We start from the raw sequence: 25,978 nt of genomic DNA on the forward strand, positions 1-25,978 counted from the left end.
ACCGAGAGGACACCGCCGCACCGTGCCGCTCCTGCGATCGCTGCGGGGTCCGGAGGACCTTCGGGCCCTTCCCCCCGAGCAGCTGCCCGCCCTCGCGGCGGAGGTCCGTGACGCCCTGGTCACCAGCGTGGCCAGGACCGGGGGTCACCTCGGCCCGAACCTCGGGTGCGTCGAGCTCACGATCGCCCTGCACCGGGTGTTCGACTCCCCGCGCGAGCCGATCGTCTTCGACACCGGCCACCAGTCCTACGTGCACAAGATGCTGACCGGCCGGGTCGAGGGCTTCGAGCGGCTGCGCCAGCGGGGTGGGCTCTCCGGATACCCCAGCCGCGCCGAGAGCGAGCACGACTGGGTGGAGAACAGCCACGCCTCGACGTCGCTGTCCTACGCCGACGGCCTGGCCAAGGCCTTCGCCATCCGCGGTGACTCCCGCCCCGTCGTCGCGGTGATCGGGGACGGCGCGCTGACCGGAGGCATGGCCTGGGAGGCGCTGAACAACATCGCCGCGGCCCAGGACCGCCCGGTCGTCATCGTTGTCAACGACAACGGGCGCTCCTACTCGCCCACGATCGGGGGGGTTGCCGACGCGCTGGCCACCCTGCGGCTGCGCCCCGGGTACGAGGAGGCGCTCGCCGCCGTCCGGCAGGCGCTGCACCGGGCCCCCGTCGTCGGCACCAAGCTCTACGACGCGCTGCACGCGATCAAGAAGGGCCTCAAGGACGTCCTGTCACCGCAGGGCATGTTCGAGGACCTCGGCATGAAGTACGTCGGCCCGGTCGACGGTCACGACGTCGAGATGATGGAGTCCGCGCTGCGGCGGGCCCGCTCGTTCGGCGGCCCGGTGATCGTGCACGCCGTCACCACCAAGGGCTTCGGCTACCCGCCGGCCGAGACCGACCAAATCGACGCCTGGCACGCCACCGGCGTCTTCGACCCCGACAGCGGCGCGAGCGTCCGCAAGACGGGCCTGGCCTGGACCGACGCCTTCGCCGACGAGCTGGTCCGCGTCGGCGCCGAGCGTCCCGACGTCGTCGCGATCACCGCGGCGATGCTGCACCCGACCGGGCTGGCGCCGTTCGCCGAGCGGTTTCCCGAGCGCACCTTCGACGTCGGCATCGCCGAGCAGCACGCGCTCACCTCGGCCGCCGGGCTGGCCATGGCGGGGCTGCACCCGGTCGTCGCCGTCTACTCCACCTTCCTCAACCGGGCGTTCGACCAGCTGCTCATGGACGTCGCGCTGCACCGCCAGCCGGTGACGGTGGTGCTCGACCGCGCCGGGGTGACCGGTGAGGACGGCGCCTCGCACAACGGCATGTGGGACATGTCGATCCTCTCGGTGGTCCCGGGGCTGCGGCTGGCCGCGCCGCGCGACGAGGCCACCCTGCGCGAGGAGCTGCGCGAGGCGGTGGAGGTCTCCGACGGGCCGTCGGTCGTGCGGTTCCCGAAGGGCTCCCTGCCGCCGGACATCCCGGCGGTCGAGCGGCGCGGGCCGGTCGACGTGCTGCGCCGTGGCGAGCGGCGGGACGTGCTGCTGGTCGCCGTCGGTTCCATGGTGCCGATGTGCCTGGCGGTCGCCGAGCGCGCTGCCGACCACGGCATCGAGGTGACCGTCGTCGACCCGCGGTGGGTGCTGCCGGTCTCCGAAGAGCTGCTCGAGCTCGCCGCCGGCTCCCGCCTGGTCGTCACCGTCGAGGACGGCGGCCGCGCCGGGGGGGTGGGGACCACGCTCTCCCAGGCGCTGCAGGACCGCGACGTCGACGTGCCGGTGCGCACCCTCGGCCTGCCGCAGCAGTTCTTCGAGCACGGCAGCCGTGGCCAGGTGCTGGCCGACGCGGGGCTGACCGAGCAGGACGTCGCCCGCCGGATAGCCGAGTGGACGGCCCGGCTCGCCGAGTCCCGCGACGAGCACGTCGTCGAGTCGGTCGAGGAGGGCCGGCGATGACCGTCATCGCCGAGATCCAGGTGGCGCCGTCGCCGCCCGGCACCGCGGAGGACCCGCACGCCCACGTGGAGGCGGCGATCGCCGTCATCCAGGCGTCGGGGCTGCGCTACGAGGTCGGGGCGCTCGGCACGACCCTCGAGGGCGAGGCCGACGAGGTGTGGGCGACGCTGCGGGCCGCGCACGAGGCGATGCTCGCGGCCGGCGCCGCCGGTGGGCTCTCGCACATCAAGGTCGCGTCGGTGAACCGCACGATGGAGAGCCTGACCGCCAAGTTCCGCTGAGTCCGTCCGGCGGGGTCGGCGGTCATGCAACCTCCGCGACGCCGGTTCCGTCTTCCAGTCATGCACGGAACGGACATGCCGTGAGGACGGCTCGGGACGAGGCGTTCCACGACTTCGTGGTCCGCCACCGCGGTGACCTGCTGCGGACCGCGACCATGCTGGCCGCGGGGGACACCCATCTCGCCGAGGACCTCGTGCAGATCGCCCTCACCCGGCTCTACCTGGCCTGGCACTGGGTCCGCGCGCCCCAGGCCCGCCTGGCCTACGCGCGACGCATCCTCGTCAACACCCTGGTCGACGAGTCACGACGCCCGTGGCGGCGACGCGAGCGCTCCCACGGAGAGCTCCCCGACGTGCCGGCCGACCACGCGCCCGCCGAGACCGACGACCGGCTGGGCCGGGTGGGGGCGGCGCTGGCCGAGCTCCCGCCGCGGATGCGGGCCGCCGTCGTCTTCCGCTACCTGCACGAGCTCAGCGTCGCGGAGACCGCGGACGTCCTGAACTGCTCGCAGGGCACGGTGAAGAGCCAGACCTCGCGCGCGCTGGAGCACCTGCGTCGCGCGCTGGGTGCGGCCCCGGTGCCGGATGCCACACCCGATCGGGCGGGTCCGGTACCCGTCGACGAGAACCGCACCGCCTCGACCTGCGGGAGGAACCGGTGAACCTCTCCGCGCTGCTCCGCGAGGCCGCCGCCTCGGTCGACACCACCGTGCGACCCGAGACCGTGCGGGCCGACCTCGCCCGCGGTCGTCGTGCGCTGGCCCGTCGGCGGGTCCGGCGTTCCGGCGTCGCCGGGCTGCTCGCGGCCGGCGCGCTGGCCGGCGCCGTTCTGCTGGGCGGCGGTGCGGTGCCGCCGTCCGCGCCGCCGGACGAGCCGCCCCGGATCGCGACGGCCGGGATCGCGCTGGTCGACTACACCGGTGTCCAGCCGGCCGGCTTCGTGGTGGACGCGGTGCCGCAGGGGTGGGTCGTGCAGGGGGTCACCGAGCACGCGCTCACCATCGCGCCGGCCAACGCGGAGAACACCGACCCGGCGCAGTACGCGGGAAAGCTGACCGTGCTGCTGCGCTCGACGCACGCTCCCGCCCCGTCCGGGGGGGTGCCGGTCCGTGTCGGGACGACCGACGGCGTGGTCGTGGACGGCGGTGTCGATCCGGACTCGCCGGGAGCCGTCGACATCGGCGTCGAGCACCTGCTGCACTACGTCGACCCGGTGACCGGCCAGCCGGTCGCCGTCCAGGTCCCGCGGGCGCTGGGCTGGTCGCCGGAGCAGGCCGCCCGCTTCGCCGAGGGGGTGCACATCACCGAGGAGGCCGTGCGCGGCGTCGGGTGAGCCGCTCCTGACCGGAGGGGGCTGCGCGGTCGGTCCCGGCGCGCCGGGCGGTACGGGACCGGGCACGGGCGTCCCACCCCGGGCGTCGCAGCACGGCGGCCGGGTGCCGGTTCAGTCGCGGCGCAGGGCGCGGAGCATGTCGCACAGGGGCGCCCAGGCCTCCTCGATCGCCGCGGCCGTGTCCGGCTCCGCCGCGATCCACAGCGCGGCCTCGTTCATCGCCCCCGACAGCAGGGCTGCGGTGGCGCCAACCGGACGGTCCCCGAGCCGGCCGGCGTCGTGCAGCTGGGTGAGCGCCTCGGCCAGCAGCCGCCCCGACCCGGCGGCGTCCGCCGTCCGCCACTCCTGCCAGCCGAGGACGGCGGGCGCGTCGACGAGCACGATCCGCCGCACCCCCGGCGCGGAGCTCGCCGCGAGGAACGCCCGGCAGCCCGCCTCGAGCCCGCGCCACGGGTCGGTCTCCGCCTCGGCTGCGGCTGCGACTGCATCGGCCACCCGCAACTGGACGCCGCTGACCACGGCGCGGAACAGCTCGGCCTTGCCCGCGTAGTGGTGGTAGACGGCGCCCCGCGTGACCCCGGCCGCCGCGGCGACCGCCTCGAGGGCCACCCGGGCGTACCCGTCACGGGCGAACAGCTCGGTGGCCGCCTCCAGCACGCGTGCGGCGGTGGCCTCGCTCTCCTCCCGGCTGCGTCGTGGCACCGGACCTCCTTGTATACGTACAGCGTGCAGGTATAACGTCGGCGGCACTTACCGACAGACTGTACGTAAGGAGCCGTCATGTCCGTGACGAGCGTGTACCCCGTGCTGATGAGCCACGACGTCGAGGCGACCGCAGGGTTCTTCCGGCAGCACCTCGGCTTCGAGTCGACCTTCGAGTCCGACTGGTACGTCAGCCTCCGGCGGGAGCGCTGGGAGCTCGCCGTGCTCGATCCCGACCACCCGACCGTGCCGGCATCCCACCGCGGGGCGGCCGCCACCGGGGTGGTGGTCAACGTCGAGGTCAACGACGTGGACGCCGAGTACCGCCGGCTCGTCCTCGACGCCGGGCTCACCGCGCTGCTGCCGCTGCGCACCGAGGCGTTCGGGCAGCGGCACTTCGTGCTCGCGGGCCCGGAGGGCGTGCTGGTCGACGTCATCACGGTGATCCCGCCCTCGGGGGAGTACGTCGACAGCTACCGCTGAGCGGTGGGGGACGACGGACGGCCCCGCGCGTCGTCGTCGACGTGCGGGGCCGTGCGTCCTGGCTCACCGTGTGGGGTCCTGGCTCAGCGCTGACCGTGAGCCAGGACCCGGAACGATCAGGTCACCTGATCATCATCACGCGGGGAGGGAGGCTACGCCCTGGGGGAGGAACCGCGAGCCGGTGACCTTCTCCGAGACGCCGGTGCGGTCCAGGTAGGCCGAGATGCCGCCCAGCCAGAACGGCCACCCCGCACCCAGGATCATGCAGAGGTCGATGTCCTGCACCGCCTGCACGACGCCCTCGTCCAGCATCAGCCGGATCTCCTGCGCCAGCGCCTCGACCGCGCGGTCGTGCACCTGCTCCGCGGTGAGCGGCTCGTCGCCGGCGAAGGCGTCCGCGAGCTCCGGGTCGACGACGCCCGGCTCGACGAAGACGCTCGACTTGCCGAGCTCGACGACGCGCTTGAGCCCTTCGCCGACGGCGAACCGGTCCGGGAAGGCCTCGTGCATGCGCTCGGCGACGTGCAGCGCGACCGCGGGGCCGACGAGCGAGAGCAGCTCGAACGGCGTCATGGGCAGGCCCAGCGGGTCGAGCGCCCGCTCCGCCACCTCGACCGGCGTCCCCTGTTCCACGGCCGAGGTGACCTCGCCCAGGAACCGGGTGAGCAGCCGGTTGACGACGAACGCCGGGGCGTCGGCCACCAGCACGCAGCTCTTCTTCAGCGACCTGCCGACGGCGAAGGCGGTGGCCAGCGTCGCGTCGTCGGTCTGCTCGGCGCGCACGACCTCCAGCAGCGGGAGGACGGCGACCGGGTTGAAGAAGTGCAGGCCGACCACGCGCTCGGGGTGCTCGAGCTTGGCGGCCATCTCGGTCACCGACAGCGCCGAGGTGTTGGTCGCCAGCACGCAGGTCTCGGACACGACCGCCTCGACCTCGGCGAACACCTGCTGCTTCACCGACATCTCCTCGAAGACCGCCTCGATGACGAGGTCGGCGTCGGCGAAGACGTCCTTGGACAGCGAGCCGGTGACCAGGCCCTTGAGCTGGTTGAGCTTGTCGGAGCTCAGCCGCCCCCGCTGGGCCAGCTTGTCCAGCTCGCCGTGCACGTAGGCCACGCCCTTGTCGACGCGCGCCTGGTCGATGTCGGTCAGGACGACCGGCACCTTCAGCTGCCGCACGAACAGCATCGCCAGCTGCGAGGCCATGAGCCCGGCGCCCACGACACCGACCTTGGTGACCTTCCGGGCCAGCGACTTGTCCGGCGCGCCGGCCGGTCGCTTGGCCCGCTTGTTCACCAGGTCGAAGGAGTAGAGCGAGGCCCGCAGCGGGTCGCTCATCAGCAGCTCGGTGAGTGCGTCGTCCTCGGCGGCGGTGCCGGCGGTGAAGGCCTCGCCCTCGACACCGGCCCGCGCCAGGTCGAGCAGCTCGACGGTGCGGACGGCGCCGGGGGAGGCGTTGCGGGTGCGGGCCGCCACGATGCCGCGGGCGCGGGTGATCGCGTCGTCCCAGGCCGAGCGGTCGACCTCGGGCCGGGAGACCGCCACCGAGCCGTCGAGCACGCCGACGGCCCACTCGATCGACCGCTCCAGGAAGTCGGCCGGCTCGAACAGGGCGTCGGCGATGCCCAGCTTCGCGGCCTTCGGCGCCGGCGTCATCTTGTTCTGCGCCAGGGCCTTCTCGACGATGACGGTGACGGCGGCGTCGATGCCGATCAGGTTCGGCAGCAGCTGGGTACCGCCCCAGCCGGGCACCAGCCCGAGGAACGCCTCGGGGAAGGCGACCGCGGCCGTGCCGCTGATCGTCCGGTAGTGGCAGTGCAGCGCCAGCTCCAGCCCGCCGCCCAGCGCCACGCCGTTGACGAACGCGAACGTCGGGATCGTCGAGTCCTTGAGCCGCCGGAACACCCGGTGGCCGGTCTCGGCGATCTGCCGTGCCGTCGCCTCGTCGGTCACCGACGGGACGCCGGAGAGGTCGGCGCCGACGGCGAAGATGAACGGCTTCCCGGTGACGGCGATCGCCGCCGGGGCCGGCGTGTGCGCCGCGACCTCGTCCAGCGCGGCGTCCAGGGACGCGAGGCCGCCCGGGCCGAAGGTGGAGGGGCGGGTGTGGTCGTGCCCGTTGTCCAGGGTGATCAGCGCGATCTCCCCGGCCAGGCCCGGGTGGGTCACGAACCGCACCAGGGCGCGCGTCACGACCTCGTTCTCGAAGACGGCGTTCGTCACTTCTGGAACCCCTCCCAGTTCGGGTTCTCCCAGATCACGGTGGCGCCCATGCCGAGGCCGACGCACATGGCGGTCAGCCCGTAGCGGACGTCGGGCCGCTCGGCGAACTGCCGCGACAGCTGGGTCATCAGGCGGACGCCGGAGGACGCCAGCGGGTGGCCGACGGCGATCGCGCCGCCCCACGGGTTGACGCGCTCGTCGTCGTCGGCGATGCCGAAGTGGTCGAGGAACGCCAGCACCTGGATGGCGAAGGCCTCGTTCAGCTCGAACAGGCCGACGTCGGAGATGGAGAGGCCGGTGCGGGCCAGCGCCTTCTCGGTCGAGGGCACCGGGCCGATGCCCATGACCTCGGGCTCGACGCCGGCGAAGCCGTAGCCGACCAGGCGCATGCCGATGTCGAGGCCCAGCTCCTGGGCGACGTCCTCGGCCGCGAGCAGGCAGCCGGTGGCGCCGTCGTTGAGACCGGCGGCGTTGCCGGCGGTCACGTGCCCGTGCGGGCGGAACGGCGTCTTGAGCGTGCCCAGACCCTCGAGGGTGGTCTGCGGCCGCGGCGGCTCGTCGACGGTGGCGACGCCCCAGCCGTGCTCGGCCGAGCGGGTCGCCACGGTCACCAGCTCCGGGCCGATCTGCCCGTTGGCGACGGCCTTGGCGTACTTCTGCTGGCTGGCCAGCGCGAACGCGTCGGCGCGCTCCTTGGTCAGGTGCGGGAACCGGTCGTGCAGGTTCTCGGCGGTGGAGCCCATGACCAGTGCGGAGGGGTCGACCAGCTTCTCGCTCACGATCCGCGGGTTCGGGTCCACGCCCTCGCCCATGGGGTGGTTGCCCATGTGCTCGACGCCGCCGGCGATGGCGATGTCGTAGGCGCCGAAGGCGATGCCGGACGCGGTGGTGGTCACCGCGGTCATCGCGCCGGCGCACATGCGGTCGATCGAGTAACCGGGGACCGTCTTCGGCAGCCCGGCCAGCAGCGCGGCCGTGCGGCCGAGGGTCAGACCCTGGTCGCCGATCTGGGTGGTGGCGGCGATGGCCACCTCGTCGACCCGGTCGGCCGGCAGCGCCGGGTTGCGGCGCAGGAGCTCGCGGATGCAGCGCACGACGAGGTCGTCGGCGCGCGTCTCGGCGTAGATGCCCTTCGGACCGGCCTTGCCGAAGGGGGTGCGCACGCCGTCGACGAAGACGACCTCACGCAGCGAGCGGGACATGGGACCTCCGCAGGAGTTCGTAGCGGGCCCGGCGGGGCCCGTCCGGCTAGAAGTTACCCGCCGGTAACCGGAGGTCCAAGCGCGGCACGAACCCGATCGAGGGGGTTCCGGATCACGGTCCGGCAACGGCTCCGGGGTGTGCTTGCGGTCACAACCGACAGCTGCGCAAGATGACCCGCCGGAATTTCTCTGCAACCCCAACGAAATAGAGGTCCCTCTCATGGCGCGACGGCGCACGGTGACGACGGCGATCGCTGCGGCCCTGGTCTTCGGGCTGGCCGCGTGTGGCGGCGACGACAGCGGCAGCGGTGGCGGCAACGGCGGTGACGCCGCCGGCAAGATCGGTGTCATCCTCCCCGACACCGCGTCCTCCGCCCGCTGGGAGTCCGCGGACCGCCCGCTCCTGGAGGCCGCCTTCGACGAGGCCGGTGTCGAGTACGACATCCAGAACGCGCAGGGCGACGCCCAGCGGATGAACACCATCGCCGAGCAGATGATCACCGAGGGCGTCACCGTCCTGGCGATCACGAACCTCGACTCGGCCTCCGGCGCGGCCATCCAGCGCCAGGCCGAGAGCCAGGGCGTGCAGACCATCGACTACGACCGGCTGACCCTCGGCGGGGAGAGCGACTACTACGTCTCCTTCGACAACGTGCAGGTCGGTCGCCTGCAGGGCGAGGGCCTGGCCCAGTGCCTGGGCGACGAGCCGGCGAACATCGCCTTCCTCAACGGCTCGCCCGACGACAACAACGCCACCCTCTTCTCGCAGGGTGCGCACGAGGTCCTCGACCCGATGGACCAGTACACCGTCGTGGCCGAGCAGGCCGTGCCGGACTGGGACAACCAGCAGGCCGCCACCATCTTCGAGCAGATGTACACCCAGGCCGGCGGCGACATCCAGGGCGTGCTGGCCGCCAACGACGGCCTGGCCAACGCGGTCGTGTCGATCCTGGCCCGCAACAACGTCGCCGGGCAGGTGCCGGTGACCGGTCAGGACGCGACGGTCGAGGGGCTGCAGAACATCCTCGCCGAGCGCCAGTGCATGACCGTCTACAAGCCGATCGAGGAGGAGGCCAACGCCCTGGCCGAGCTCGCGGTCGCCCTCGTCAACGGCGAGGAGCCCGAGGTCGACGGCTCGGTCGAGGACCCCGAGGGTGAGCGCGAGGTGCCGGCGGTGCTGCTCGAGCCGGTCTCCATCTTCCGGGACAACGTGAACCAGGTCATCGAGGACGGCTACCAGTCGGCCGAGGACGTCTGCACGGGCGAGTACGCGGCTGCCTGCGAGGAGCTCGGCATCTCCTGAGCCGGTCCGGCCGGGGCGCCCACCAGTCGGGCGCCCCGGCCGTCTGCCGCCCGCCCTGCGGGTCCCCGGCCACCCGCGGACCCCAGGGCACCAGACTGTCTCCCTCCGGCCCCCGACGGGCCGGCCCCCTGCGGAAGGACGCATCGGTGTCCGCACTCGAACAGAGCCCGACCACCACGACCTCGGAGCAGCCCACGCTCAGCCTGCGCGGGGTCAACAAGAGCTTCGGGGCCGTCCAGGTCCTGCACGACGTCCACCTCGACGTCTACCCCGGCAAGGTCACCGCGCTCGTCGGTGACAACGGCGCGGGCAAGAGCACGCTGATCAAGTCGATCGCCGGCATCCACCCGATCGACTCCGGCACCGTCGAGTTCGAGGGTCGGCCGGTGCAGCTGCACGGCCCGCGCGACGCGGCGCGCCTGGGCATCGAGGTCGTCTACCAGGACCTCGCGCTGGCCGACAACCTCGACGTCGTCCAGAACATGTTCCTCGGCCGGGAGCGCAAGCGTGGCATCGTCCTGGACGAGGCCTCGATGGAGGAGGCCGCGCGGGACACGCTCACCAAGCTGTCGGTGCGCACGCTGAAGTCGGTGCGCCAGCTGGTGTCCAGCCTCTCCGGTGGGCAGCGGCAGACGGTCGCCATCGCCAAGGCCGTCCTCTGGGAGTCCAAGCTGGTCATCCTGGACGAGCCCACCGCCGCGCTCGGCGTCGCGCAGACCCGTCAGGTGCTCGACCTGGTCCGCCGCCTCGCCGACACCGGCCACGCCGTCGTGTTCATCACCCACAACATGGTCGACGTGTTCGAGGTCGCCGACCGGGTCGCCGCCCTGTACCTGGGTCGGGTCGCCGCGGACGTCCCCATCTCCGAGGTCGACCGCACCCAGGTCATCGAGCTGATCACCTCCGGCCGCTCCGGCGAGCTGGGGCTCGCGCCGGACGCGCTCGAGGACTGAGAGGACTTCCATGTCGAGCAACACCCTGACCGCCGCGGAGGCGAGCGGGCCGCACAAGCCGGCCGCCGGCTTCGAGGGCGACCGGCAGGACAACTCCCTGGGCGGCGCCGTCCGCGGCTACGTGAACAAGCTGCGGGCCGGTGACCTCGGCGCGCTGCCGGCCATCCTGGGCATCGTCGTCCTGGGGGTCCTGTTCACCGTGCTGCGGCCGGACACGTTCCTGACGCCGATCAACCTGGCCAACCTGCTCACCCAGGCCGTCCCGATCACGGTGCTGGCGATGGGCCTGGTCTTCGTCCTGCTGCTGGGGGAGATCGACCTCTCCGCCGGCGTCGTGAGCGGTGTCTGCGCCGCCGTCCTCGCCCAGCTGCTGGTACAGGCGGACGTGGCCTGGTACGTCGCCGTGCTGGCCGCGGTCGCGGTCGGCGCGCTCATCGGGCTGTTCACCGGCAGCCTCGTCGGCATCGTCGGGATCCCGTCCTTCGTGGTCACCCTGGCGCTGTTCCTGGGCTGGCAGGGCGTCACCCTCTGGCTGATCGGCCAGGGTGGGACCGTGCCCGTCCGGGACGAGGTCATCGTCGGCCTGATCAACCAGAACCTCCCGGTCGTGTGGGGCTGGGTGCTGGCGATCGGGGTCGTGGTCGTCTACGCCGTCGCCGAGCTGTGGCGGTGGCGCAGCCAGCGGGCGCGGGGGCTGGCGCACCAGTCGCTGATCGTCGTCCTGCTCCGCGTCGCGGTCATCTCGGCGGTCGTGCTGGCGGCGACGGCGATCCTCAGCGTCGACCGGGCGCTGGCCGCCGCGATCGACCTGCAGGGCATCCCCTACGCGGTGCCGATCGTCATCGTGCTCCTGCTGCTGCTCACCTTCGTGCTGAGCCGCACCAGCTACGGCCGGCACATCTACGCGGTCGGGGGGAACGCGGAGGCGGCGCGGCGCGCGGGTATCAACGTCACCCGCATCCGGGTGAGCGTCTTCGTCCTGTCCTCGAGCCTGGCGGCGCTCAGCGGCATCTTCGCCGTCTCCCGGCTCAGCTCGGTCACCCCGGACGCCGGTGCCGGGAACACCCTGCTCTACGCGGTCGGGGCCGCGGTGATCGGTGGCACCAGCCTCTTCGGTGGGCGTGGCCGGGCCCGGGACGCCGTCCTGGGTGGGCTCGTCATCGCGATCATCGCCAACGGGCTCGGGCTGCTGGGGGTTGCCGCGTACCTCAACTTCATCATCACCGGCGGGGTGCTCCTGCTCGCCGCGGGCGTCGACGCGCTCGCCCGCCGACGGGCCGCCACGGCCCGACGATGACCCCTGCCGCCCGCCGTGCTCAGCGCCGGCGGGCGGCAGGTGACCACGCCGGCGCCGCTTCGTCCGCACCCCGCGGGCGGCGCCGGCGTCGTCGTCCGCCCCCTGGGGACCCGGCGCAGGCCTGGGCCCAGGCAGCACAGGCATAGGAAGCTTCACGTGCGGATGGGGACGCCGATCCGCACGTAGAGCTTCCTATGCCCGGGGGTGTCAGGCGCGGGTGATCGCGTCGGCGAGCAGGTCGCGGGTGAGCTCGATCTGCCACTCGCGGGCGCCGCCGGCCCGCAGCGCATCCGCCACGGCGCCGGGCTCCCGAGGCTCCGGCGGGCTCCACATCAGCCGGCGCACCAGGTCGGGGGAGAGGATGTTCTCCACCGGCACGGCATGCTTCTCCGACAGCTCGGCGAGCCCTGCGCGGACCACCTGCAGCCGGGCGGCGGCCGCCGGATCGCGGTCGGCCCACCGGTTCACCGGCGGTGGCCCGTCACCGGGCCTGCTGTGCGGCGGCAGCTCGTCCTCCGGCAGCGCCTTGCCGCGGGCCAGCGCGTTGTACCAGTGCGCCACCAGCCGGCGGTTGGCCCGGCCGCGGAACACCGGCAGCTCCAGCAGGGCGCCCTCGTTCTTCGGGTCGGCCTGGACGGCGGCCACCATCGCCGAGTCGGGCAGCACCCGGCCGGGCGCGACGTCCCGCTTGCGGGCCAGCTCGTCACGCGCCTCCCAGATGGCCTTGAGCATGCCGAGCTGGCGCCGGCTGCGCAGGCCGTGCACGCCCGAGGTGCGGCGCCACGGGTCCTGCCGGGGCGCCGGCGGGCCGGCGGCGAGGATCGCCTCGAACTCCTGCCGCGCCCACTCGGTCTTGCCCTGCTCCTCGAGGATGGCGGCCAGCGCGTTGCGCAGGTCGACCAGCACCTCCACGTCGAGCGCGGCGTAGACCAGCCACTCCTCGGGGAGCGGGCGGGTGCTCCAGTCGGCGGCGGAGTGCCCCTTCTGCAGCGAGAAGCCGAGCAGCGACTCGACCACGGCGCCGAGCCCGACCCGGGGCAGTCCCGCGAGGCGGGCGGCCAGCTCGGTGTCGAAGATCCGGGCGGGGACCAGACCGATCTCGGCCAGGCAGGGCAGGTCCTGGTTCGCCGCGTGCAGCACCCACTCGGCGTCGGCGATCGCCTCCTGCAGCACCGACAGGTCGGGCAGGGGGATCGGGTCGAGCAGGCCGGTGCCCGACCCGTCGCGGCGCAGCTGCACCAGGTAGGCCCGCTGCCCGTAGCGGTAGCCGGAGGCCCGCTCGGCGTCGACGGCGACGGGGCCGCGACCCGCGCGCAGCGCTTCGGCGTACTCCACCAGCTGGGTGGAGGTCTCGATGACCGGCGGCAGCCCGTCGCGGGGGGCCAGCAGCGGGGTCGGTTCGGGGGCCGCAGCGGCCGCCGGGTCCTCCGGTGGCTGGGGGGTGGGCTCGGTGCTCAGTTGCCGTCCACCTTCTCGCCGCTCCTCGTCTGTCGGTCACCGGCGCCCGGGCCGGGGTCCACCGCGGCCGACCGCGCCGATCCTGGGGAGGAGCACCGGCGCAACGGGCTCCGCGCCGCTGTGCCGCACCGATGTTAGAGAGTCTCGCTACCGACCCGGTCGGAGGGACCCAGCAGCCGGACACCGGGCGGCGGGAGCCCGGCGGCGTTGCCGAGCACCTCCAGCCAGGCCAGCAGGTGCCGGTCCAGGTCAGCGCCGTCGGCCGTCCAGGAGGCGCGGATCTCGACGTCGACGGAGTGCTCGGGCCCGGCCAGCTCGCCGAACCGGGTCGAGGCGGTGCGGGTGACGGTGCCGCCGACGGTGTGGTGCGCCGCGCCGGAGTCCGACAGCGCGTCGGTGAGCCAGCTCCACGCCACCTCGGAGAACATCGCGTCGTCGACCAGCTGCTCGTCGGTGGCGGCGGACAGGTAGCCGACGCACCGCGTGGTGCCGTGCCACGCCTCGTGGCCCTCCGGGTCGAACAGCACGATGAACCGCGCGCTGGCGATCTCCAGGTCGTCCTCGTCGTCCCCGGCGTCGGGGTCGGGCACCCGGGCGCCGATCGCGTAGGCGAAGGGGGCCAGCCGCTGCGGGGCGGGGATGCGGCCCAGCTCGATCTCCGGGCGGACGCGCACCACGGCCAGCGACTCCAGGGCGGCGCGGAAGGCGGCCGGGACGGCGTCGTCCCGGCTCCCGTCCCCGGCCTCGGCCCGGTTGCGCGGCTCCACGTCCGCAGAGTAGGCCCGGAGGCGGCGCGGCGGCGCCGACGCGCCGCAGGCCCGCAGGACGCGGCGGACCGATGCCGCCCGGCCGTCTGGGAGGATCGGTGGTCGTGAGTCCCGCTCCCGCGTCGGCGTCCCCGGCCGATTCCGACCTCGTCCGTGCCGCTCGCGGCCTCCCGGTGAGCCGCACGCCCGTCTGGTTCATGCGCCAGGCCGGGCGCTCGCTGCCGGAGTACCGGGCCCTGCGCGCCGGCACGGCGATGCTGGCGGCCTGCCAGGATCCCGACCTGGTCACCGAGATCACCCTGCAGCCGGTCCGCCGTCACGGGGTGGACGCCGCCATCCTCTTCTCCGACATCGTGCTGCCGCTGGTCGTCGCCGGTGTGGACATCGAGATCAAGCCGGGCATCGGGCCGGTGGTCGCCGACCCGGTGCGCACCGTCGCCGACGTCGACGCGCTGCCCGACCTGGCGCCCGAGCAGCTCGGCTTCCTCCAGACGGCGGTGCGCTCGCTGGTCGCGGAGCTCGGTCCCACGCCGCTCATCGGCTTCGCCGGGGCGCCGTTCACCCTGGCCACCTACCTGATCGAGGGCGGTCCCTCCAAGGAGCACGCCCGCACGAAGGCGTTCATGTACGCCGAGCCGGAGGCGTGGAGCCGGTTGCTGCAGCGGCTCTCGGCGTCGGCGGCGACCTTCCTGCGCGCCCAGGTGGACGCCGGGGCGTCGGCGGTGCAGCTCTTCGACTCCTGGGCCGGCGTGCTGTCGGCCGCCGACTACGCCGAGCGGGTGCTGCCGCACTCGCGCGCGGCGTTCGACGGGCTGGGGGAGCGGGACGTCCCCCGGATCCACTTCGGGGTGGGCACCGGGGAGCTGCTGCCGCTCATCGGCGAGGCCGGGGCCGACGTCGTGGGGGTCGACTGGCGGGTGCCGCTCGACGAGGCCGTGCGGCGCGTGGGCCCCGACCGCTCCCTGCAGGGCAACCTGGACCCGGCGGTCCTGCTGGCCGACCGGGCGACGGTCGACCGGGAGGTGCGCCGGGTCGTGCGGCAGGCGGAGGCCGCCCGCGGCCACATCTTCAACCTCGGGCACGGGGTGCTGCCCGAGACCGACCCGGACGTGCTCACCCACGTCGTCGAGCTCGTCCACGAGCTGACCACGCGATGACCCGGTCCCGGCTCGTCGTCGTGGGGGCCGGCATCACCGGGCTGGCCGCAGCCTTCGAGTGGCGCCGCCGGCGTCCCGACGACGAGATCGTCGTGCTGGAGGCCGGTGAGCGGATCGGCGGGAAGCTGCACCGCATCCAGCTGGCCGGGCACTGGTACGACACCGGGCCCGAGGCGATGCTGGCCCGCGTGCCCGAGGCGATCGGCCTGGTCGAGGCCCTCGGGCTGCGGGACCGGCTCGTCGCGCCGGCCACCACCCAGGCGTCGGTCGTGCTGCCCGACGGCCGCTTCCCGCTCCCGGCCGGCACCGTGCTCGGCGTGCCGGCGTCGGCGGACGGGCTCGACGGCATCCTCTCGCCCGCGGGCGTCGCCCGGGTGCGGGCCGAGGTGGAGCTGCCGCCGCTCGCCGTGGACGGCGACGTCGCGGTCGGCGGGCTGCTGCGCGAGCGGCTCGGCGACGAGGTGGTCGACCGGCTGGTCGAGCCGCTGCTGGGCGGTGTCTACGCCGGCCGGGCCGACGAGCTCTCTCTGCAGGCGACCATGCCGGCGCTGTTCGCCCACCTGCCGGGCGCGGAGTCGGTGCTGGCCGCGGCCGCGGCCGCCCGGGAGGCGGGGAACCGGAGCCGGGGCGACGCCGACGGCCCCGTGTTCCAGACGGTCGACGAGGGCATCGGCGCGCTGCCCGCGGCGCTGGTGGCAGCGGCCCGGGCCGAGGTCCGGCTGCGCACCCCCGCGCACGGGATCCGGCGGACGCCCGCGGGGCTCGAGGTGTCGGTCGGCCCGGCGGGTGCGCCGGAGGTGCTGCGCGCCGACGCCGTGCTGGTGACCGCTCCCGCCGGCAAGGCGGCCCGGCTGCTCGCCGACGTCGCCCCCGGGGCGGTGCAGCCGCTGCTGGGCATCCCGTACGCCTCGATGGCCGTGGTCGCCATGGCCTTCCCCGCGCAGCCCGTCGACGCCGGCAGCGGGCTGCTCGTGCCGCCGGTCACCGGGCGGCTGGTCAAGGGCGTCACGGTCTCCTCGGCCAAGTGGCCGCACCTGGGCGGGGACGTGCTCCTGGTGCGCTCGTCGGTGGGCCGGTTCCGCGACGAGGGCGAACTGCAGCGTGGCGACGACGACCTGGCCGCCGCGGTGGTGGCCGACGTCGCCGACCTGCTGGGGCTCTCCCGCCCGGAGCCGCTGGAGACCGCCGTCGTCCGCTGGGGCGGTGGCCTGCCGCAGTACCTGGTCGGGCACCAGGCGCGCGTGGACGCCGCCCGCGCGGCCGTCGCGGAGGTCCCGGGACTGGGCATCGCGGGGGCCGCGTTCGGCGGGGTTGGCATCCCCGCGTGCATCCGCGACGCCCACCGGGCACTCGACGCGCTGACCTGATGCCCCGGCCCGCCCGTGGTGCGGACCACGGCCGACCGGGGCATCACCGGTGCCGCCGCGGCGTTGGAAGTCCGGTGAGCACGATCCACCGCCACGACCAGTTCCCCGTCACCCCCGTCCGCTGCCTGCGCCACCACGTGTGGATGGCCGCCTGCCCCGACTGCCGCGACGCCCACCGCACACCCGCCCACCGCACACCCGGCGCGCGCACGCCCGCTCCCCGGCGCGGTGCCGCGACCGCGGAGGAGGCCACCGGCTGAGCCTCCGGTTGCCGGGGCCGCCGTCGCAGCACAGGGTCGGAGCATGACCGGCACCTTCGTCCGTGGCCTGGCGGCCGGTGCTCTGGGCACCGTCGTCCTCGACGCCGTCAACTACCTCGACATGGCTGCGCGCGGGCGCCCGGCGAGCACGGTGCCCGAGCGCTTGGTCGATGCCGTCGCCGCACGGGCGGGACGGGAGATCCCCGGCCGCGGCGCCGCCCGCGACGCCCGGCGGACCGCGCTCGGCGCGCTCGCCGGCACCGTGAACGGCCTGGGCGTGGGTGTCCTGGCCAGCACCGCCCGGTCCCTGGGGGTGCGGTTCTCCGCCCCGGTCGGAGCGGCGCTGGCCGGGGCGGCGTCGGCGGCGGTCACCGACGGCGCGGTGGCCGCCCTGGGCGTGGGCGATCCGCGTACCTGGTCGGGTGCGGACTGGATGGCCGACGCGGTTCCGCACCTCGCGTACGGCAGCGCGGTGCAGGCGGTGCTGGAGGCGGTGCCCACCCCGAGCGAGCGGACGGCTCCGCGCGCCCCGGCAAGGCCGGGCCTGGTCCTGCGTGCGGCGGTGCTCGGGCTGGCCGCCGGGAGCCGCAGCTCGCTCGGCTTCGCGGCGCCGGTGCTGACCGCTCCGGCCACCCGCGGGGCCGTCGGCCGGATGTCCAGCGCGAAGAAGGCCTTTGCGGCGGCCGGGGTGCTGGTCGAGGTGGTCGCCGACAAGCAGCCGGGCATCCCGCCGCGCACGGAGCCGGCGGCGCTGGTGCCGCGGCTGTTCGCCGGTGCCGAGGGCGCGTGGCGACTGGCGGCGCGGGAGCTGGCGAACGGCGCCCTCCCCGTGGTGGCGGGGGCCGCCGGCACGCTGGCCGGCTCGTTCGGCGGCCTGGCCTGGCGGCGGTGGGCGGCGGAGCGGATGCCCGACACCCAGGCGGCCTTGGTCGAGGACGGCGTCGCGCTGGCGCTGGCCACGCTCGCCTGCCTGCCGGGACGCACCCGCCGGCACCTGTCGGTGATCCCGAGCACCTGAGCCGCCCGGTCCTCGCGCCGTCCGCGGCGCGGAGGAAGATGGGGGCATGAGCGAGCAGCAGGTGGACGAGCGCAGCACCGGCAAGCGGGCCAACGAGCTCAACGCCACCATCCGGTACACGATGTGGTCGGTGTTCCGGCTGGCGCAGCCCTTCGGCGACGAGCAGCGGTCCGCCGCCGCCGACGAGGCCACCGCGCTGGTCGAGGAGCTGGCCGGCAAGGACGTCGTCGTCCGCGGCACCTACGACGTGAGCGGGCTGCGGGCCGACGCCGACCTCATGGTCTGGTGGCACTCCTCGTCGGCCGAGGCGCTGCAGGACGCCTACACCCGCCTGCGCCGCACCGCCCTGGGCCGGCGCCTGGAGCCGGTGTGGTCGCAGATGGCGCTGCACCGGCCGGCGGAGTTCAACCGCAGTCACATCCCGGCCTTCCTGGCCGACGAGGAGCCGCGGCGGTTCGTCTGCGTCTACCCGTTCGTGCGGTCCTACGAGTGGTACCTGCTGCCCGACGAGGAGCGGCGGGACATGCTGAAGGAGCACGGCATGCAGGCCCGCCCCTACCCCGACGTGCGGGCCAACACGGTGGCCTCGTTCGGGCTGGGCGACTACGAGTGGATGCTCGCCTTCGAGGCCGACGAGCTGCACCGCATCGTCGACCTGATGCGCGACCTGCGGGCCAGCCGCGCCCGGCGGCACGTGCGCGAGGAGGTGCCGTTCTACACCGGCACCCGCAAGCCGGTCGCCGAGCTGGTCCGCGACCTCGCGTAGTGAGCCCGGCGGTCGGCGTCGCGGGGGCCGGAGGCCTCCCGACGCCGACCGCGGAACAGCTCAGCGCAGCCCGGCCGCGGCACCTGGTCGCGGTGTGATCCGGAGGATCGCCGTGTCAGAGCACGGCTCCTGGCCGCGGTGTGGTCCGGAGGATCACGATGTCGTAGCGGGCTGCAACCTGATGCTCACCGAGTTGATGCAGTAGCGGTCGCCGGTCGGCGTCTGCGGGGCGTCGTCGAACAGGTGGCCCAGGTGGCTGTGGCACGTCGCGCACAGCACCTCGGTGCGGATCATGCCGAAGCTGCGGTCCTCGCGGAGGATGACGTTGTCCTCGGCGGAGGCCTCGTAGAACGACGGCCAGCCGCAGTGCGAGTCGAACTTGGTCTCCGAGCGGAACAGCTCGGCCCCGCACGCGCGGCACTCGTAGACGCCGACGGTCTTCGTGTCGACGTACTCACCGGTCCAGGCGCGCTCGGTGCCGGCCTGGCGGAGCACCGCGTACTCCTCCGGGGACAGCTGCGCCCGCCACTCCTCGTCGGTCTTGGTGACCTGGGGCTTCTCGGGGGAGGTCGTCATGCCAGGTCGAACGAGCCGCGCCGCGGCACCATTCCCGGTGCTCAGCGGCCCAGGCCGGCGTCGCGGGCGCGCACGATCGCCTGCGCCCGGTCGGTGACCTGCAGCTTGCTCAGCACGTTCGACACGTTGTTGCGCACCGTCTTGGGGGAGAGGTGGAGCGCGGCCGCGATCTGCGCGTTGGACCGCCCGGCGGCGACCAGGTCGAGCACCTCCCGCTCGCGGGCGGTCAGCTGGGGGAACGCCGATCCGGGGCCGGCCGGCCCGGCGGCGAAGAAGTCGGTGATCCGCCGGGCCAGCGCCGCCCCGAACACGGCGCCGCCGGAGGCCACCGTGGTCACCGCCCGCACGACCTCCTCCTGGTCGGCGCCCTTGAGCAGGTAACCGCGGGCCCCGGCGCGGACGGCGGCGAACACGGTGCCGTCGTCCTCGCTCATGGTCAGCACGACGACGCCGACCGACGGCGACTCGGTGGTGATCCGGCGGGTGGCCTCGATGCCGTCCAGCCGCGGCATCTGCACGTCCATGACCACGACGTCGGGCTGCTCCTCGCGGGCCAGCGCGACCGCGTCGATGCCGTCGGCGGCGGTGCCCACGACGAGCAGTCCCGGCACCGAGCCCAGCAGCATCGCCAGGCCGTCGCGGTACACCGGGTGGTCGTCGACCACCACCACCCGCAGGGGCTCCTCGGACGAGGTCATCACCGGGTCCTCTCCACGGGCAGGATCGCCCGCACCACCGTGCCGCCCTCGTCGGGGCACTCCACCGTGCACCGGCCGCCCAGTTCCGCGGCCCGCTCCCGCAGCGATACCAGGCCGACGCCCGCGGGTGCCGCAGGATCGATCCCGGCCCCGTCGTCGGCGACCCGGAGGACCAGCGCCCCGTCGTCGTCACGGTGCAGCGAGACGGTGGCGGAACCGGCCCGGGAGTGCTTCGCCACGTTGGCCAGCGCCTCGGAGGCGATCCGGTAGGCGGCGACCTCCACGGCGGCCGGCAGCTCGTCGGCACCGGGACAGGCGGTGACCGAGACGGCGACCCGTGGCGCGAGCAGCCGATCCGCCTGCTGCCGTACGGCACCGGCCAGGCCGAGGTCGTCCAGCGCCGGCGGCCGCAGGTCGTGCACCAGCCGGCGGACGTCGGCCAGGGCGCCGGCGACGTCGTCCCTGACCGCGCGCAGCAGCCGGTCGCCGTCCTCCGCGCGCCCGCGGAGGTCAGGTTGCGGGCGGTGTCGATGCGGAGGACCACGGCGCCGAGGCTGGGGCCCAGCCCGTCGTGCAGATCCCGGCGCAGCCGGCGCCGTTCCTCCTCGCGGGCGGCCACCAGCTCTTCCCGGCTCCGCTGCAGCTGGGCGGCGAGCGAGCTGGCCCGGGCGGCGGCCGCAGCCTGGCGCACGACGTCGGCCAGCAGCCCCTCGTCGCGGGTGACCAGGTGCGCCCGGACGCCGTCCCCGGGCAGGAGGAGCCGGCCGACCTCCTCGCCGCGGTAGGCGATCGGGAGGGACTGGACCGCCGCCGGGCGCCGGCCGTGCTCGGCCACCAGCCGCTCGCCACCGGCGTGCTCGACCTCGACGCCGACGTAGGGCGACCGGAACGCCTCCGCGACCGCCGCCGCGATCGCCACGAGCTGCGCCTCGACGCCGTCGGACCGCTCCAGCCGGGCCGCGAGCTGGGAGACCACCCGGTAGGGATCGTCCCGCTCCCCGAGGACCCAGCGCCGGACGAGGCGCCACAACGGGGCCCGGAGGGGCACGTAGACGGCGGCGACGAGCAGCAGCGTCAGCAGCGTGGCATCGCGCTCGCCGAACCGGTCGCCGAGCAGCGCGCCGGCTCCGGCCAGCACGGCCAGGTCGAGGAGGACCACGCCGATCCCGAGCACGCCGTAGACGACGGTGCCGCCGAGCAGCCGGTCGATGTCGACCGCCCGCGGGCGCAGGATGCCGAGGGTGACCGCCGTCCCGGTCAGCGCGACGGCGACGGAGAGCGTCGCGGTGCTCGTCCCGCCGGGCAGGAGCAGCGTGGACAGCATCACGAGCACGTCGACGACGGCCGCCCAGAGCAGCCACCGCATCCGGCGGCGCTGCTCGCCGTGGGCCCTCCGGTACCGCGCGACGACCGCGGCGGCCGGCACGGCGACGGCCAGCAGCGCGAGCGGGAAGGCGATCCGGAGCAGCGGCTGCGCGACGTCCGGCGGGATCGGCAGGGTCGTGAGGTCCAGGTCGAGCCCGGCGTAGACGTCGGGCGTGCCGGTGCCCTCCCGGGAGTAGGCCACCTCGGAGGGGACGACGAGCAGCAGCGCCGGCAGCAGCGCGCTGGACACGAGGCTCGCCACGGCCAGGCGGCGCAGGCGGCCGGTGGGCAGCCGGCCGTCGGGGTAGAGCAACAGGAGCAGCGGCAGGCCCAGCAGCAGGAAGGCGCCGAGCCGCTCCACGGTCCACGAGGCGAGGCTGGCACCGGGGAGGGGAGGGTCGCTGCGCAGCGCGTAGGTGAGCCACGACTCGGCCAGACCGTCCGTGGCCCAGAGCACCGCCGTCCCGGCGACCACCCACGAGAGCACGTTGCGCGGGACCCGGGTGAGCAGCAGCCACGCGGGGGCGGCGAGGGCGAGCCCCGGCAGCGCGACGACCCAGCCGAGCTCGGCGCCGGGGCGGGCGGCCCGCGCGACCTCCGGGGTGACCGCGTCGAGGACTGCTGCCGCGGCCGTCGAGCCGAGCACCACCGCGACGACGAGCCAGGCGGCGACCCGCGGGCGGCGGCGCGCTGGGGAGGGGGCGACGTCGCCCGCCGGGGTCCCCGCGTCGGTGGACTCGGCCACCGGGATCCTCGCCTGCACGCGCAGATACTGGCCGTCCGGTGTCCCGGACGTCACGAGGCCGGTGTCCCGTATTTCCCGGGACACGCTCCGGGACCGGATCGCGGGCGCGCGGCCCTGGGTGCCCGGGACGCCGCCCCGAGACGGTTCTCCCATGCGGTGCACAGGGCACCGCACGAGACCACGGGAGACGAGATGTCCCTCAGCACCACCCCCGCCCCGGCCCGCACGGACCTCGACACGCCCGCCGGCGGCGTCCCCGGCGCCTCCGCGAGCCTGGTCCGACGCGCCGGGATCGCGCTCTCCGCCGGCGCCGGGAGCTGGGCGGTCGCCTGCGCGTTCCTGGGTACGACGCCACCCGCCGGCACCTGGCAGGCCACCGTCGTCAACCTGGCCGCGGTCGCCTTCCAGATCGGCCTGGTGCTCCTCGTGACCGTGCAGTTGCGGACCGGTGCGATCGGCACCGGCCGCCTGGCCCGGCGGATCCTGCACGTCGAGCACGGCCTGCTCGCGGTAGCGATCGTGTCCTCGCTCATGTGGGCGCTGACGCCCGGGCTGTACGACACCGGCTTCTTCTTCGCGATCGACCTCTTCTGGCCGCTGTCCATGCTGGGCATGGCCGCGCTCGGGGTCCGCATCGCGATCGCCGGCCGCTGGACGGGCGTCGCCCGCTTCTGGCCGATGGTCGCCGAGAGCTGGGCGCCGGTCACCGTCCCGACCGCCTTCCTGCTGCCGGCGATCACCCAGTACGTGGGTGCCGCGCACCTGCTGATCGGGTACGTCGCCCTGGGCGTCATCCTCGCCACCCGGCCACACCTCACCGGCGCCCGCGCCTGAACCGCCGACGGCGCCCCGCCCCTCCGGGGAGGCGGGGCGCCGTCGCGTCCGGGGCCGGGAGAGACTGGGGGGGTGACCTCCGCGCCCCAACCGCCCGACGGCGTCCTGCCCGACGTCTGGTTCACCCGTGACCTGCCCGTGCTCCGGGCGATCGCCCGGCTGGTCGACGAGCCCAAGCACGGCGGCGCGCCGTACCTGCTCGGCTCGGTCGTGCCGGGGAGCGGGCTGCCCAAGGCGGAGGTCATCGCCGCGGCGAAGGCGCTGGCGTCCGCGGGGTACATCGAGCCGCTGACCAACCACGCCGGCGACATCGTGCGCATCACGGCGATCTCCCCGGAGGCCCGGCGGCTGGCCGGGCTCTGGCCGACCCCCCAGGGGGAGTGGGAACGGCTGCTCGAGCAGCTCGCTACCCGGGCGGAGAACGCCCCGACCGAGCTGGAGCGGCAGCGCTGGCGGGCCTTCGCCGACGCGGCGGCCGCGGTCGGCGAGCACGACGGGGCCCTGCTCATGTCCGCGCTCATCGGTGGGTACGTGCCGCGGGCCCGCTGACCGGCGGCCCGGCCCACGAACGACAGCGCCCCCCGCCCGGAGAACCGGGCGGGGGGCGCTGTGCTGATCAGACGATCAGAGCGGGGTGACGTTCGCAGCCTGCGGGCCCTTCTGGCCCTGCTCGATGTCGAACGCGATCCGCTGGCCTTCATCGAGCGAGCGGTACCCGCTGGACTGGATGGCCGAGTAGTGGACGAAGACGTCCGGTCCGCCGCCGTCCGGGGTGGCGAAGCCGAACCCCTTCTCCGCGTTGAACCACTTGACAGTTCCTTCGGGCATTGCTCGCTCCTAGCTGAGGTGGTGCATCGGGGTCCTGCCATAGCGCGGGGCCTTCCCGACGTCCTCACCCTAGCCGTCGATCGGGGGATGAGGACACCGGTGCCGCAGAACTGTGACCTGGGACTCTTCTCCGGGCCGGCCCGACGGGCCTCCCGGGCTCAGAGCAGGTGGCCGGGCTCCTCCGGGAACGCGGGGGCCACCCGGCGTCCGCGGCGGCTCCACGCCGGCCCGTAGGCGCCCACCGAGTACGGGCTGCGCGCGGGGGTGGCGGCCGGCAGGGCGAGGGGCTCGGCGCGCCACGAGCGGACGCCGAGCGGCCGGTCGACGAGGAACGCCGGAGGCGCCGGGGGGTGCAGCCGCGCGGCCACCACCGGGGCCCAGCGGCGCAGCCCCAGCTGCCCGGCCAGCAGCACGGCGAGGACGATCGAGACGGTGAGGAATGCGTCGGTGACCGCGGTCGCCACGTCGAGGGCGGTGATCCGGGCCCAGCCGAGGCTCTCCAGCTGGTGCCCGACGATCTCCACGACGACGTACAGCACGCCGTACGCCAGCAACCAGATCCTCACCCGTGCTCCTCCGCCGTGGTCGACTCCTGCATCGACCACCGCTACCCCCGGCTGGAGCGCCCGGAGCCGCCCGGGGGCCGGCGCTCACCCGTTGGGGGGACGGGTGCCGCCCCCGCGGCGGACACGGCCGGCGACGTGGTCGCGCAGTACGGCGACCGGGCGGTCTTGCGGCTTTCCTGCGGTTCTCTCGGCGCCGCCGTGCGGCTGCTCCTCGACGGTGGCACCTGCCGGACGGATCCGGCGCACCACGATCCAGGAGGAACCGCCATGCACCCGCTCGTCGCCTCGCCCGTCTCCTCCCGCGTCGCCGCTCCGAGCGGCGCCGTCTTCCTCCGCGACGTCGAGGACCTGCACGACGCCGACCTGGACCTGGTCCTCGCCGACCGGCTGGCCGAGTCCGCCGACGCGCTGCGCGCCGCGGTGACCGCCGCCCAGCTGGCGCAGGAGATCTCCCAGCGGGGCCCGCTGCCGGTGCACGCCCTGGGCCCGGCCGCGCACCGGCTGGCCGGCTGATCGGACGGGCGCACGCTCACCGGCTCCGGTCACCCGACCGGGGCAGGGCGGGGCGTGGCCGCCGCGACGACGTGGCGGGCCCCGCCGCCCGGACGGGCGCACCGCCCGCCATCGGCGGGCGGTGCGCAGTGGTCAGGAACGGCCGGTCCGCGGCGGCGGGTAGGCCCGCGGCAGCCGGAACCCGCGCTCGGCGAGGACCTCGCGCAGCAGGTCGGGCCGGTCGGTGATCAGCCCGTCCACCCCGATGCCGACGAGGTGCTCCATGGTGGGGCGGTCGTTGACCGTCCACGGGACGACCTCCATGCCGGCGGCGTGCGCGGCGTCGACGAGCTCCGGCGTGGTGAACGGCACGTACCCCGCGTCGGCGACCGAGCCGCCCTGCGGCGTGCCGTGCACGGGGGAGACCGCGTCGGCACCGAAGGAGGCGGCCGCGGCGACGTAGGCCTCCTGCAGGGAACGACCCTCGGTCATGAAGTCGTCGATGTCGATGCCGCCGAGCCACGGGGAGGCGCCCGGCTGGCCGGCCTGCAGGAACTGCTGACCGTTGGTGAGCGCGACCACCGGCAGCTTCGGCGCGACCTCCCGCATCCGCATCAACGCGCCCCAGTCGAAGGACTGGATCGTCACGTGGCGGGCGACCTTCGCCCGCATCACGAGGTCGGCGACCACCTGGACGAACTGCTCGCGGGGCGCCGTCTCGTGCGGTGCTCCCGCCTCCACCTTCGTCTCGATGTTGAACGTCACCTGCCGGGCCTTGTAGGCCCGGACGAGGTCGAACACCTCGGACAGCAGGGGCATCGGCTCGCCCGGCGCCAGCTCCTGCTCCGGATGGGCGGGGTGGCGCTGCGACCCGCAGTCCAGCGTGCGCACCTGCGCCAGGGTCAGCGTGTGGACGTAGTCGCCGACGTAGGGGAACTCGGGGTCGCCCGGGGTGGCCGGCCCGGTGTCCTGGCACTTGGTGGCGGAGATCTGCCGGTCGTGGGTGACGACGGCCTGCTGGTCCTCGGTGATCTGGACGTCGAGCTCGAGCGTGCTGACCCCCAGTTCGAGGGCGTTGGCGAAGGCCGGGAGGGTGTTCTCCACGGTGAGCGCGAGGCCACCGCGGTGCGCCTGCAGGTCGAAGTCGCGCGGGGACTGGGCGGCGGCCGGGGCGGCGGTCGCCACCAGGGCCAGGAGGGCGGGGACGGCGGCCAGGGCCAGGAGGGGTCGTCGCGGGGACGACGGGAGGAGTGACATGGGGTGAGTCGACCGCACCACCGTGACCTCCTCGTGACCTCCAGGGGGCGACTCGCCGTGCACCGGCCCACCAGCAGGAGCGGGGCGCGGAGGCGCGCCGCGACG

28 protein-coding genes are annotated in these 25,978 nt (G+C 74.6%); 17 read left to right on the forward strand and 11 right to left on the reverse strand.

The annotated features are described in order from the left end of the window. Positions 1-22: 22 nt before the first annotated feature. The 4 genes from dxs to ACI8AG_RS06970 all read left to right on the forward strand — a co-directional run bounded on the left by dxs (position 23) and on the right by ACI8AG_RS06970 (position 3,556). Positions 23-1,942, forward strand: coding sequence for a 1-deoxy-D-xylulose-5-phosphate synthase (dxs, locus tag ACI8AG_RS06955; protein WP_456596429.1), 1,920 nt, complete (start codon positions 23-25; stop codon positions 1,940-1,942). Next, on the forward strand, positions 1,939-2,223 hold the full coding sequence (locus ACI8AG_RS06960; RefSeq protein WP_456596430.1) for a thiamine-binding protein: 285 nt from the start codon (positions 1,939-1,941) through the stop codon (positions 2,221-2,223). The genes dxs and ACI8AG_RS06960 overlap by 4 nt, the downstream gene beginning before the upstream one ends. Positions 2,224-2,303: 80 nt before the next feature. Beyond that, positions 2,304-2,885: a SigE family RNA polymerase sigma factor gene (locus ACI8AG_RS06965; RefSeq protein WP_456596431.1), complete on the forward strand. Its 582-nt coding sequence runs from the start codon at positions 2,304-2,306 to the stop codon at positions 2,883-2,885. Continuing rightward, entirely contained in the window at positions 2,882-3,556 is a 675-nt protein-coding gene (locus tag ACI8AG_RS06970) for a hypothetical protein (protein ID WP_456596432.1), read from the forward strand. Before ACI8AG_RS06965 ends, ACI8AG_RS06970 begins: the two co-directional genes overlap by 4 nt. Before the next feature lie 111 nt (positions 3,557-3,667). Here the strand turns inward: ACI8AG_RS06970 and ACI8AG_RS06975 are convergent, their stop codons facing one another. Continuing rightward, positions 3,668-4,258: a TetR family transcriptional regulator gene (locus ACI8AG_RS06975; RefSeq protein WP_456596433.1), complete on the reverse strand. Its 591-nt coding sequence runs from the start codon at positions 4,256-4,258 to the stop codon at positions 3,668-3,670. A 78-nt stretch (positions 4,259-4,336) separates the two neighbouring features. On the opposite strand from ACI8AG_RS06975, the gene ACI8AG_RS06980 reads away from it, so the two are divergent. Further along, positions 4,337-4,741, forward strand: coding sequence for a VOC family protein (locus ACI8AG_RS06980; RefSeq protein ID WP_456596434.1), 405 nt, complete (start codon positions 4,337-4,339; stop codon positions 4,739-4,741). Positions 4,742-4,876: 135 nt separating this feature from the next. On the opposite strand, the gene ACI8AG_RS06985 is transcribed toward ACI8AG_RS06980, so the two are convergent. Beyond that, on the reverse strand, positions 4,877-6,964 hold the full coding sequence (locus ACI8AG_RS06985; RefSeq protein WP_456596435.1) for a 3-hydroxyacyl-CoA dehydrogenase NAD-binding domain-containing protein: 2,088 nt from the start codon (positions 6,962-6,964) through the stop codon (positions 4,877-4,879). Beyond that, entirely contained in the window at positions 6,961-8,166 is a 1,206-nt protein-coding gene (locus tag ACI8AG_RS06990; RefSeq protein ID WP_456596436.1) for a thiolase family protein, read from the reverse strand. Before ACI8AG_RS06990 ends, ACI8AG_RS06985 begins: the two co-directional genes overlap by 4 nt. A gap of 220 nt (positions 8,167-8,386) precedes the next feature. Between ACI8AG_RS06990 and ACI8AG_RS06995 the strand changes: the two genes are divergently transcribed. From ACI8AG_RS06995 to ACI8AG_RS07005, 3 genes are all read left to right on the forward strand, one after another. Then, positions 8,387-9,469, forward strand: coding sequence for a sugar ABC transporter substrate-binding protein (locus tag ACI8AG_RS06995; protein WP_456596437.1), 1,083 nt, complete (start codon positions 8,387-8,389; stop codon positions 9,467-9,469). 146 nt (positions 9,470-9,615) lie between these two features. Continuing rightward, positions 9,616-10,422, forward strand: coding sequence for an ATP-binding cassette domain-containing protein (locus ACI8AG_RS07000; protein WP_456596438.1), 807 nt, complete (start codon positions 9,616-9,618; stop codon positions 10,420-10,422). Between the two features lie 10 nt (positions 10,423-10,432). Beyond that, entirely contained in the window at positions 10,433-11,719 is a 1,287-nt protein-coding gene (locus tag ACI8AG_RS07005) for a sugar ABC transporter permease (protein WP_456596439.1), read from the forward strand. 207 nt (positions 11,720-11,926) lie between these two features. Here the strand turns inward: ACI8AG_RS07005 and ACI8AG_RS07010 are convergent, their stop codons facing one another. Both ACI8AG_RS07010 and ACI8AG_RS07015 read right to left on the reverse strand, forming a co-directional pair. Then, positions 11,927-13,054 (reverse strand): HRDC domain-containing protein, encoded by a 1,128-nt coding sequence (locus ACI8AG_RS07010; protein ID WP_456596440.1) that lies wholly within the window; start codon positions 13,052-13,054, stop codon positions 11,927-11,929. Between the two features lie 257 nt (positions 13,055-13,311). After that, complete coding sequence (locus ACI8AG_RS07015; protein WP_456587779.1) at positions 13,312-13,944, reverse strand: DUF3000 domain-containing protein; 633 nt, start codon at positions 13,942-13,944, stop codon at positions 13,312-13,314. Positions 13,945-14,015: 71 nt separating this feature from the next. Between ACI8AG_RS07015 and hemE the strand changes: the two genes are divergently transcribed. The 5 genes from hemE to hemQ all read left to right on the forward strand — a co-directional run bounded on the left by hemE (position 14,016) and on the right by hemQ (position 18,512). Next, the gene (hemE, locus tag ACI8AG_RS07020) at positions 14,016-15,101 is read left to right on the forward strand and encodes a uroporphyrinogen decarboxylase (RefSeq protein WP_456596441.1); all 1,086 of its coding nucleotides are present in this window, start codon (positions 14,016-14,018) and stop codon (positions 15,099-15,101) included. After that, entirely contained in the window at positions 15,098-16,468 is a 1,371-nt protein-coding gene (gene hemG / locus ACI8AG_RS07025; protein WP_456596442.1) for a protoporphyrinogen oxidase, read from the forward strand. Before hemE ends, hemG begins: the two co-directional genes overlap by 4 nt. Before the next feature lie 74 nt (positions 16,469-16,542). Next, positions 16,543-16,728, forward strand: coding sequence for a hypothetical protein (locus ACI8AG_RS07030; protein ID WP_456587782.1), 186 nt, complete (start codon positions 16,543-16,545; stop codon positions 16,726-16,728). Positions 16,729-16,771: 43 nt separating this feature from the next. After that, on the forward strand, positions 16,772-17,746 hold the full coding sequence (locus ACI8AG_RS07035) for a hypothetical protein (protein ID WP_456596443.1): 975 nt from the start codon (positions 16,772-16,774) through the stop codon (positions 17,744-17,746). A 46-nt stretch (positions 17,747-17,792) separates the two neighbouring features. Then, positions 17,793-18,512 (forward strand): hydrogen peroxide-dependent heme synthase, encoded by a 720-nt coding sequence (hemQ, locus tag ACI8AG_RS07040; RefSeq protein WP_456587784.1) that lies wholly within the window; start codon positions 17,793-17,795, stop codon positions 18,510-18,512. A 153-nt stretch (positions 18,513-18,665) separates the two neighbouring features. Here hemQ and msrB read toward each other — a convergent pair whose 3' ends face one another. From msrB to ACI8AG_RS07055, 3 genes are read right to left on the reverse strand one after another with little or no spacing between them, the layout of a single operon-like run. After that, positions 18,666-19,088, reverse strand: coding sequence for a peptide-methionine (R)-S-oxide reductase MsrB (gene msrB / locus ACI8AG_RS07045; protein WP_456587785.1), 423 nt, complete (start codon positions 19,086-19,088; stop codon positions 18,666-18,668). 41 nt (positions 19,089-19,129) lie between these two features. After that, a complete protein-coding gene (locus ACI8AG_RS07050) occupies positions 19,130-19,786 on the reverse strand; it encodes a response regulator (RefSeq protein WP_456596444.1) in 657 nt (218 codons plus the stop codon). Further along, positions 19,786-20,208, reverse strand: a complete 423-nt coding sequence (locus tag ACI8AG_RS07055; protein ID WP_456596445.1) for a sensor histidine kinase — start codon at positions 20,206-20,208, stop codon at positions 19,786-19,788. Before ACI8AG_RS07055 ends, ACI8AG_RS07050 begins: the two co-directional genes overlap by 1 nt. Positions 20,209-21,027: 819 nt before the next feature. Here ACI8AG_RS07055 and ACI8AG_RS07060 point away from each other — a divergent pair. From ACI8AG_RS07060 to ACI8AG_RS07070, 3 genes are all read left to right on the forward strand, one after another. After that, entirely contained in the window at positions 21,028-21,315 is a 288-nt protein-coding gene (locus tag ACI8AG_RS07060) for a hypothetical protein (RefSeq protein WP_456596446.1), read from the forward strand. 773 nt (positions 21,316-22,088) lie between these two features. After that, positions 22,089-22,730, forward strand: a complete 642-nt coding sequence (locus ACI8AG_RS07065) for a hypothetical protein (protein ID WP_456596447.1) — start codon at positions 22,089-22,091, stop codon at positions 22,728-22,730. A 72-nt stretch (positions 22,731-22,802) separates the two neighbouring features. After that, positions 22,803-23,279 (forward strand): hypothetical protein, encoded by a 477-nt coding sequence (locus tag ACI8AG_RS07070; protein WP_456596448.1) that lies wholly within the window; start codon positions 22,803-22,805, stop codon positions 23,277-23,279. Positions 23,280-23,354: 75 nt separating this feature from the next. On the opposite strand, the gene ACI8AG_RS07075 is transcribed toward ACI8AG_RS07070, so the two are convergent. Together ACI8AG_RS07075 and ACI8AG_RS07080 are read right to left on the reverse strand one after the other, a co-directional pair. Continuing rightward, on the reverse strand, positions 23,355-23,558 hold the full coding sequence (locus tag ACI8AG_RS07075) for a cold-shock protein (RefSeq protein ID WP_014377016.1): 204 nt from the start codon (positions 23,556-23,558) through the stop codon (positions 23,355-23,357). Positions 23,559-23,716: 158 nt separating this feature from the next. Beyond that, positions 23,717-24,124, reverse strand: coding sequence for a hypothetical protein (locus ACI8AG_RS07080; protein WP_456596449.1), 408 nt, complete (start codon positions 24,122-24,124; stop codon positions 23,717-23,719). Positions 24,125-24,391: 267 nt separating this feature from the next. On the opposite strand from ACI8AG_RS07080, the gene ACI8AG_RS07085 reads away from it, so the two are divergent. Then, positions 24,392-24,637 (forward strand): hypothetical protein, encoded by a 246-nt coding sequence (locus ACI8AG_RS07085; protein WP_456587791.1) that lies wholly within the window; start codon positions 24,392-24,394, stop codon positions 24,635-24,637. A 132-nt stretch (positions 24,638-24,769) separates the two neighbouring features. On the opposite strand, the gene ACI8AG_RS07090 is transcribed toward ACI8AG_RS07085, so the two are convergent. After that, positions 24,770-25,873, reverse strand: coding sequence for a glycerophosphodiester phosphodiesterase family protein (locus ACI8AG_RS07090; RefSeq protein ID WP_456596450.1), 1,104 nt, complete (start codon positions 25,871-25,873; stop codon positions 24,770-24,772). Between the last annotated feature and the right edge of the window lie 105 nt (positions 25,874-25,978).

The sequence above is a fragment of the Blastococcus sp. SYSU DS0552 genome (assembly GCF_054050815.1).

Excerpts from the sequence above, each read along its gene's own strand:
- ACI8AG_RS07075 (WP_014377016.1), bottom strand. The coding sequence starts at position 23,558 with ATGCCCGAAGGAACTGTCAAGTGGTTCAACGCGGAGAAGGGGTTCGGC.
- ACI8AG_RS06980 (WP_456596434.1), top strand. The coding sequence starts at position 4,337 with ATGTCCGTGACGAGCGTGTACCCCGTGCTGATGAGCCACGACGTCGAG.
- ACI8AG_RS06960 (WP_456596430.1), top strand. The coding sequence starts at position 1,939 with ATGACCGTCATCGCCGAGATCCAGGTGGCGCCGTCGCCGCCCGGCACC.
- ACI8AG_RS07085 (WP_456587791.1), top strand. The coding sequence starts at position 24,392 with ATGCACCCGCTCGTCGCCTCGCCCGTCTCCTCCCGCGTCGCCGCTCCG.
- hemQ (WP_456587784.1), top strand. The coding sequence starts at position 17,793 with ATGAGCGAGCAGCAGGTGGACGAGCGCAGCACCGGCAAGCGGGCCAAC.
- ACI8AG_RS07065 (WP_456596447.1), top strand. The coding sequence starts at position 22,089 with ATGTCCCTCAGCACCACCCCCGCCCCGGCCCGCACGGACCTCGACACG.
- ACI8AG_RS07005 (WP_456596439.1), top strand. The coding sequence starts at position 10,433 with ATGTCGAGCAACACCCTGACCGCCGCGGAGGCGAGCGGGCCGCACAAG.
- ACI8AG_RS07090 (WP_456596450.1), bottom strand. The coding sequence starts at position 25,873 with ATGTCACTCCTCCCGTCGTCCCCGCGACGACCCCTCCTGGCCCTGGCC.
- hemE (WP_456596441.1), top strand. The coding sequence starts at position 14,016 with ATGCCGCCCGGCCGTCTGGGAGGATCGGTGGTCGTGAGTCCCGCTCCC.
- ACI8AG_RS07035 (WP_456596443.1), top strand. The coding sequence starts at position 16,772 with ATGACCGGCACCTTCGTCCGTGGCCTGGCGGCCGGTGCTCTGGGCACC.
- ACI8AG_RS07050 (WP_456596444.1), bottom strand. The coding sequence starts at position 19,786 with ATGACCTCGTCCGAGGAGCCCCTGCGGGTGGTGGTGGTCGACGACCAC.
- hemG (WP_456596442.1), top strand. The coding sequence starts at position 15,098 with ATGACCCGGTCCCGGCTCGTCGTCGTGGGGGCCGGCATCACCGGGCTG.
- msrB (WP_456587785.1), bottom strand. The coding sequence starts at position 19,088 with ATGACGACCTCCCCCGAGAAGCCCCAGGTCACCAAGACCGACGAGGAG.
- ACI8AG_RS06995 (WP_456596437.1), top strand. The coding sequence starts at position 8,387 with ATGGCGCGACGGCGCACGGTGACGACGGCGATCGCTGCGGCCCTGGTC.
- ACI8AG_RS06990 (WP_456596436.1), bottom strand. The coding sequence starts at position 8,166 with ATGTCCCGCTCGCTGCGTGAGGTCGTCTTCGTCGACGGCGTGCGCACC.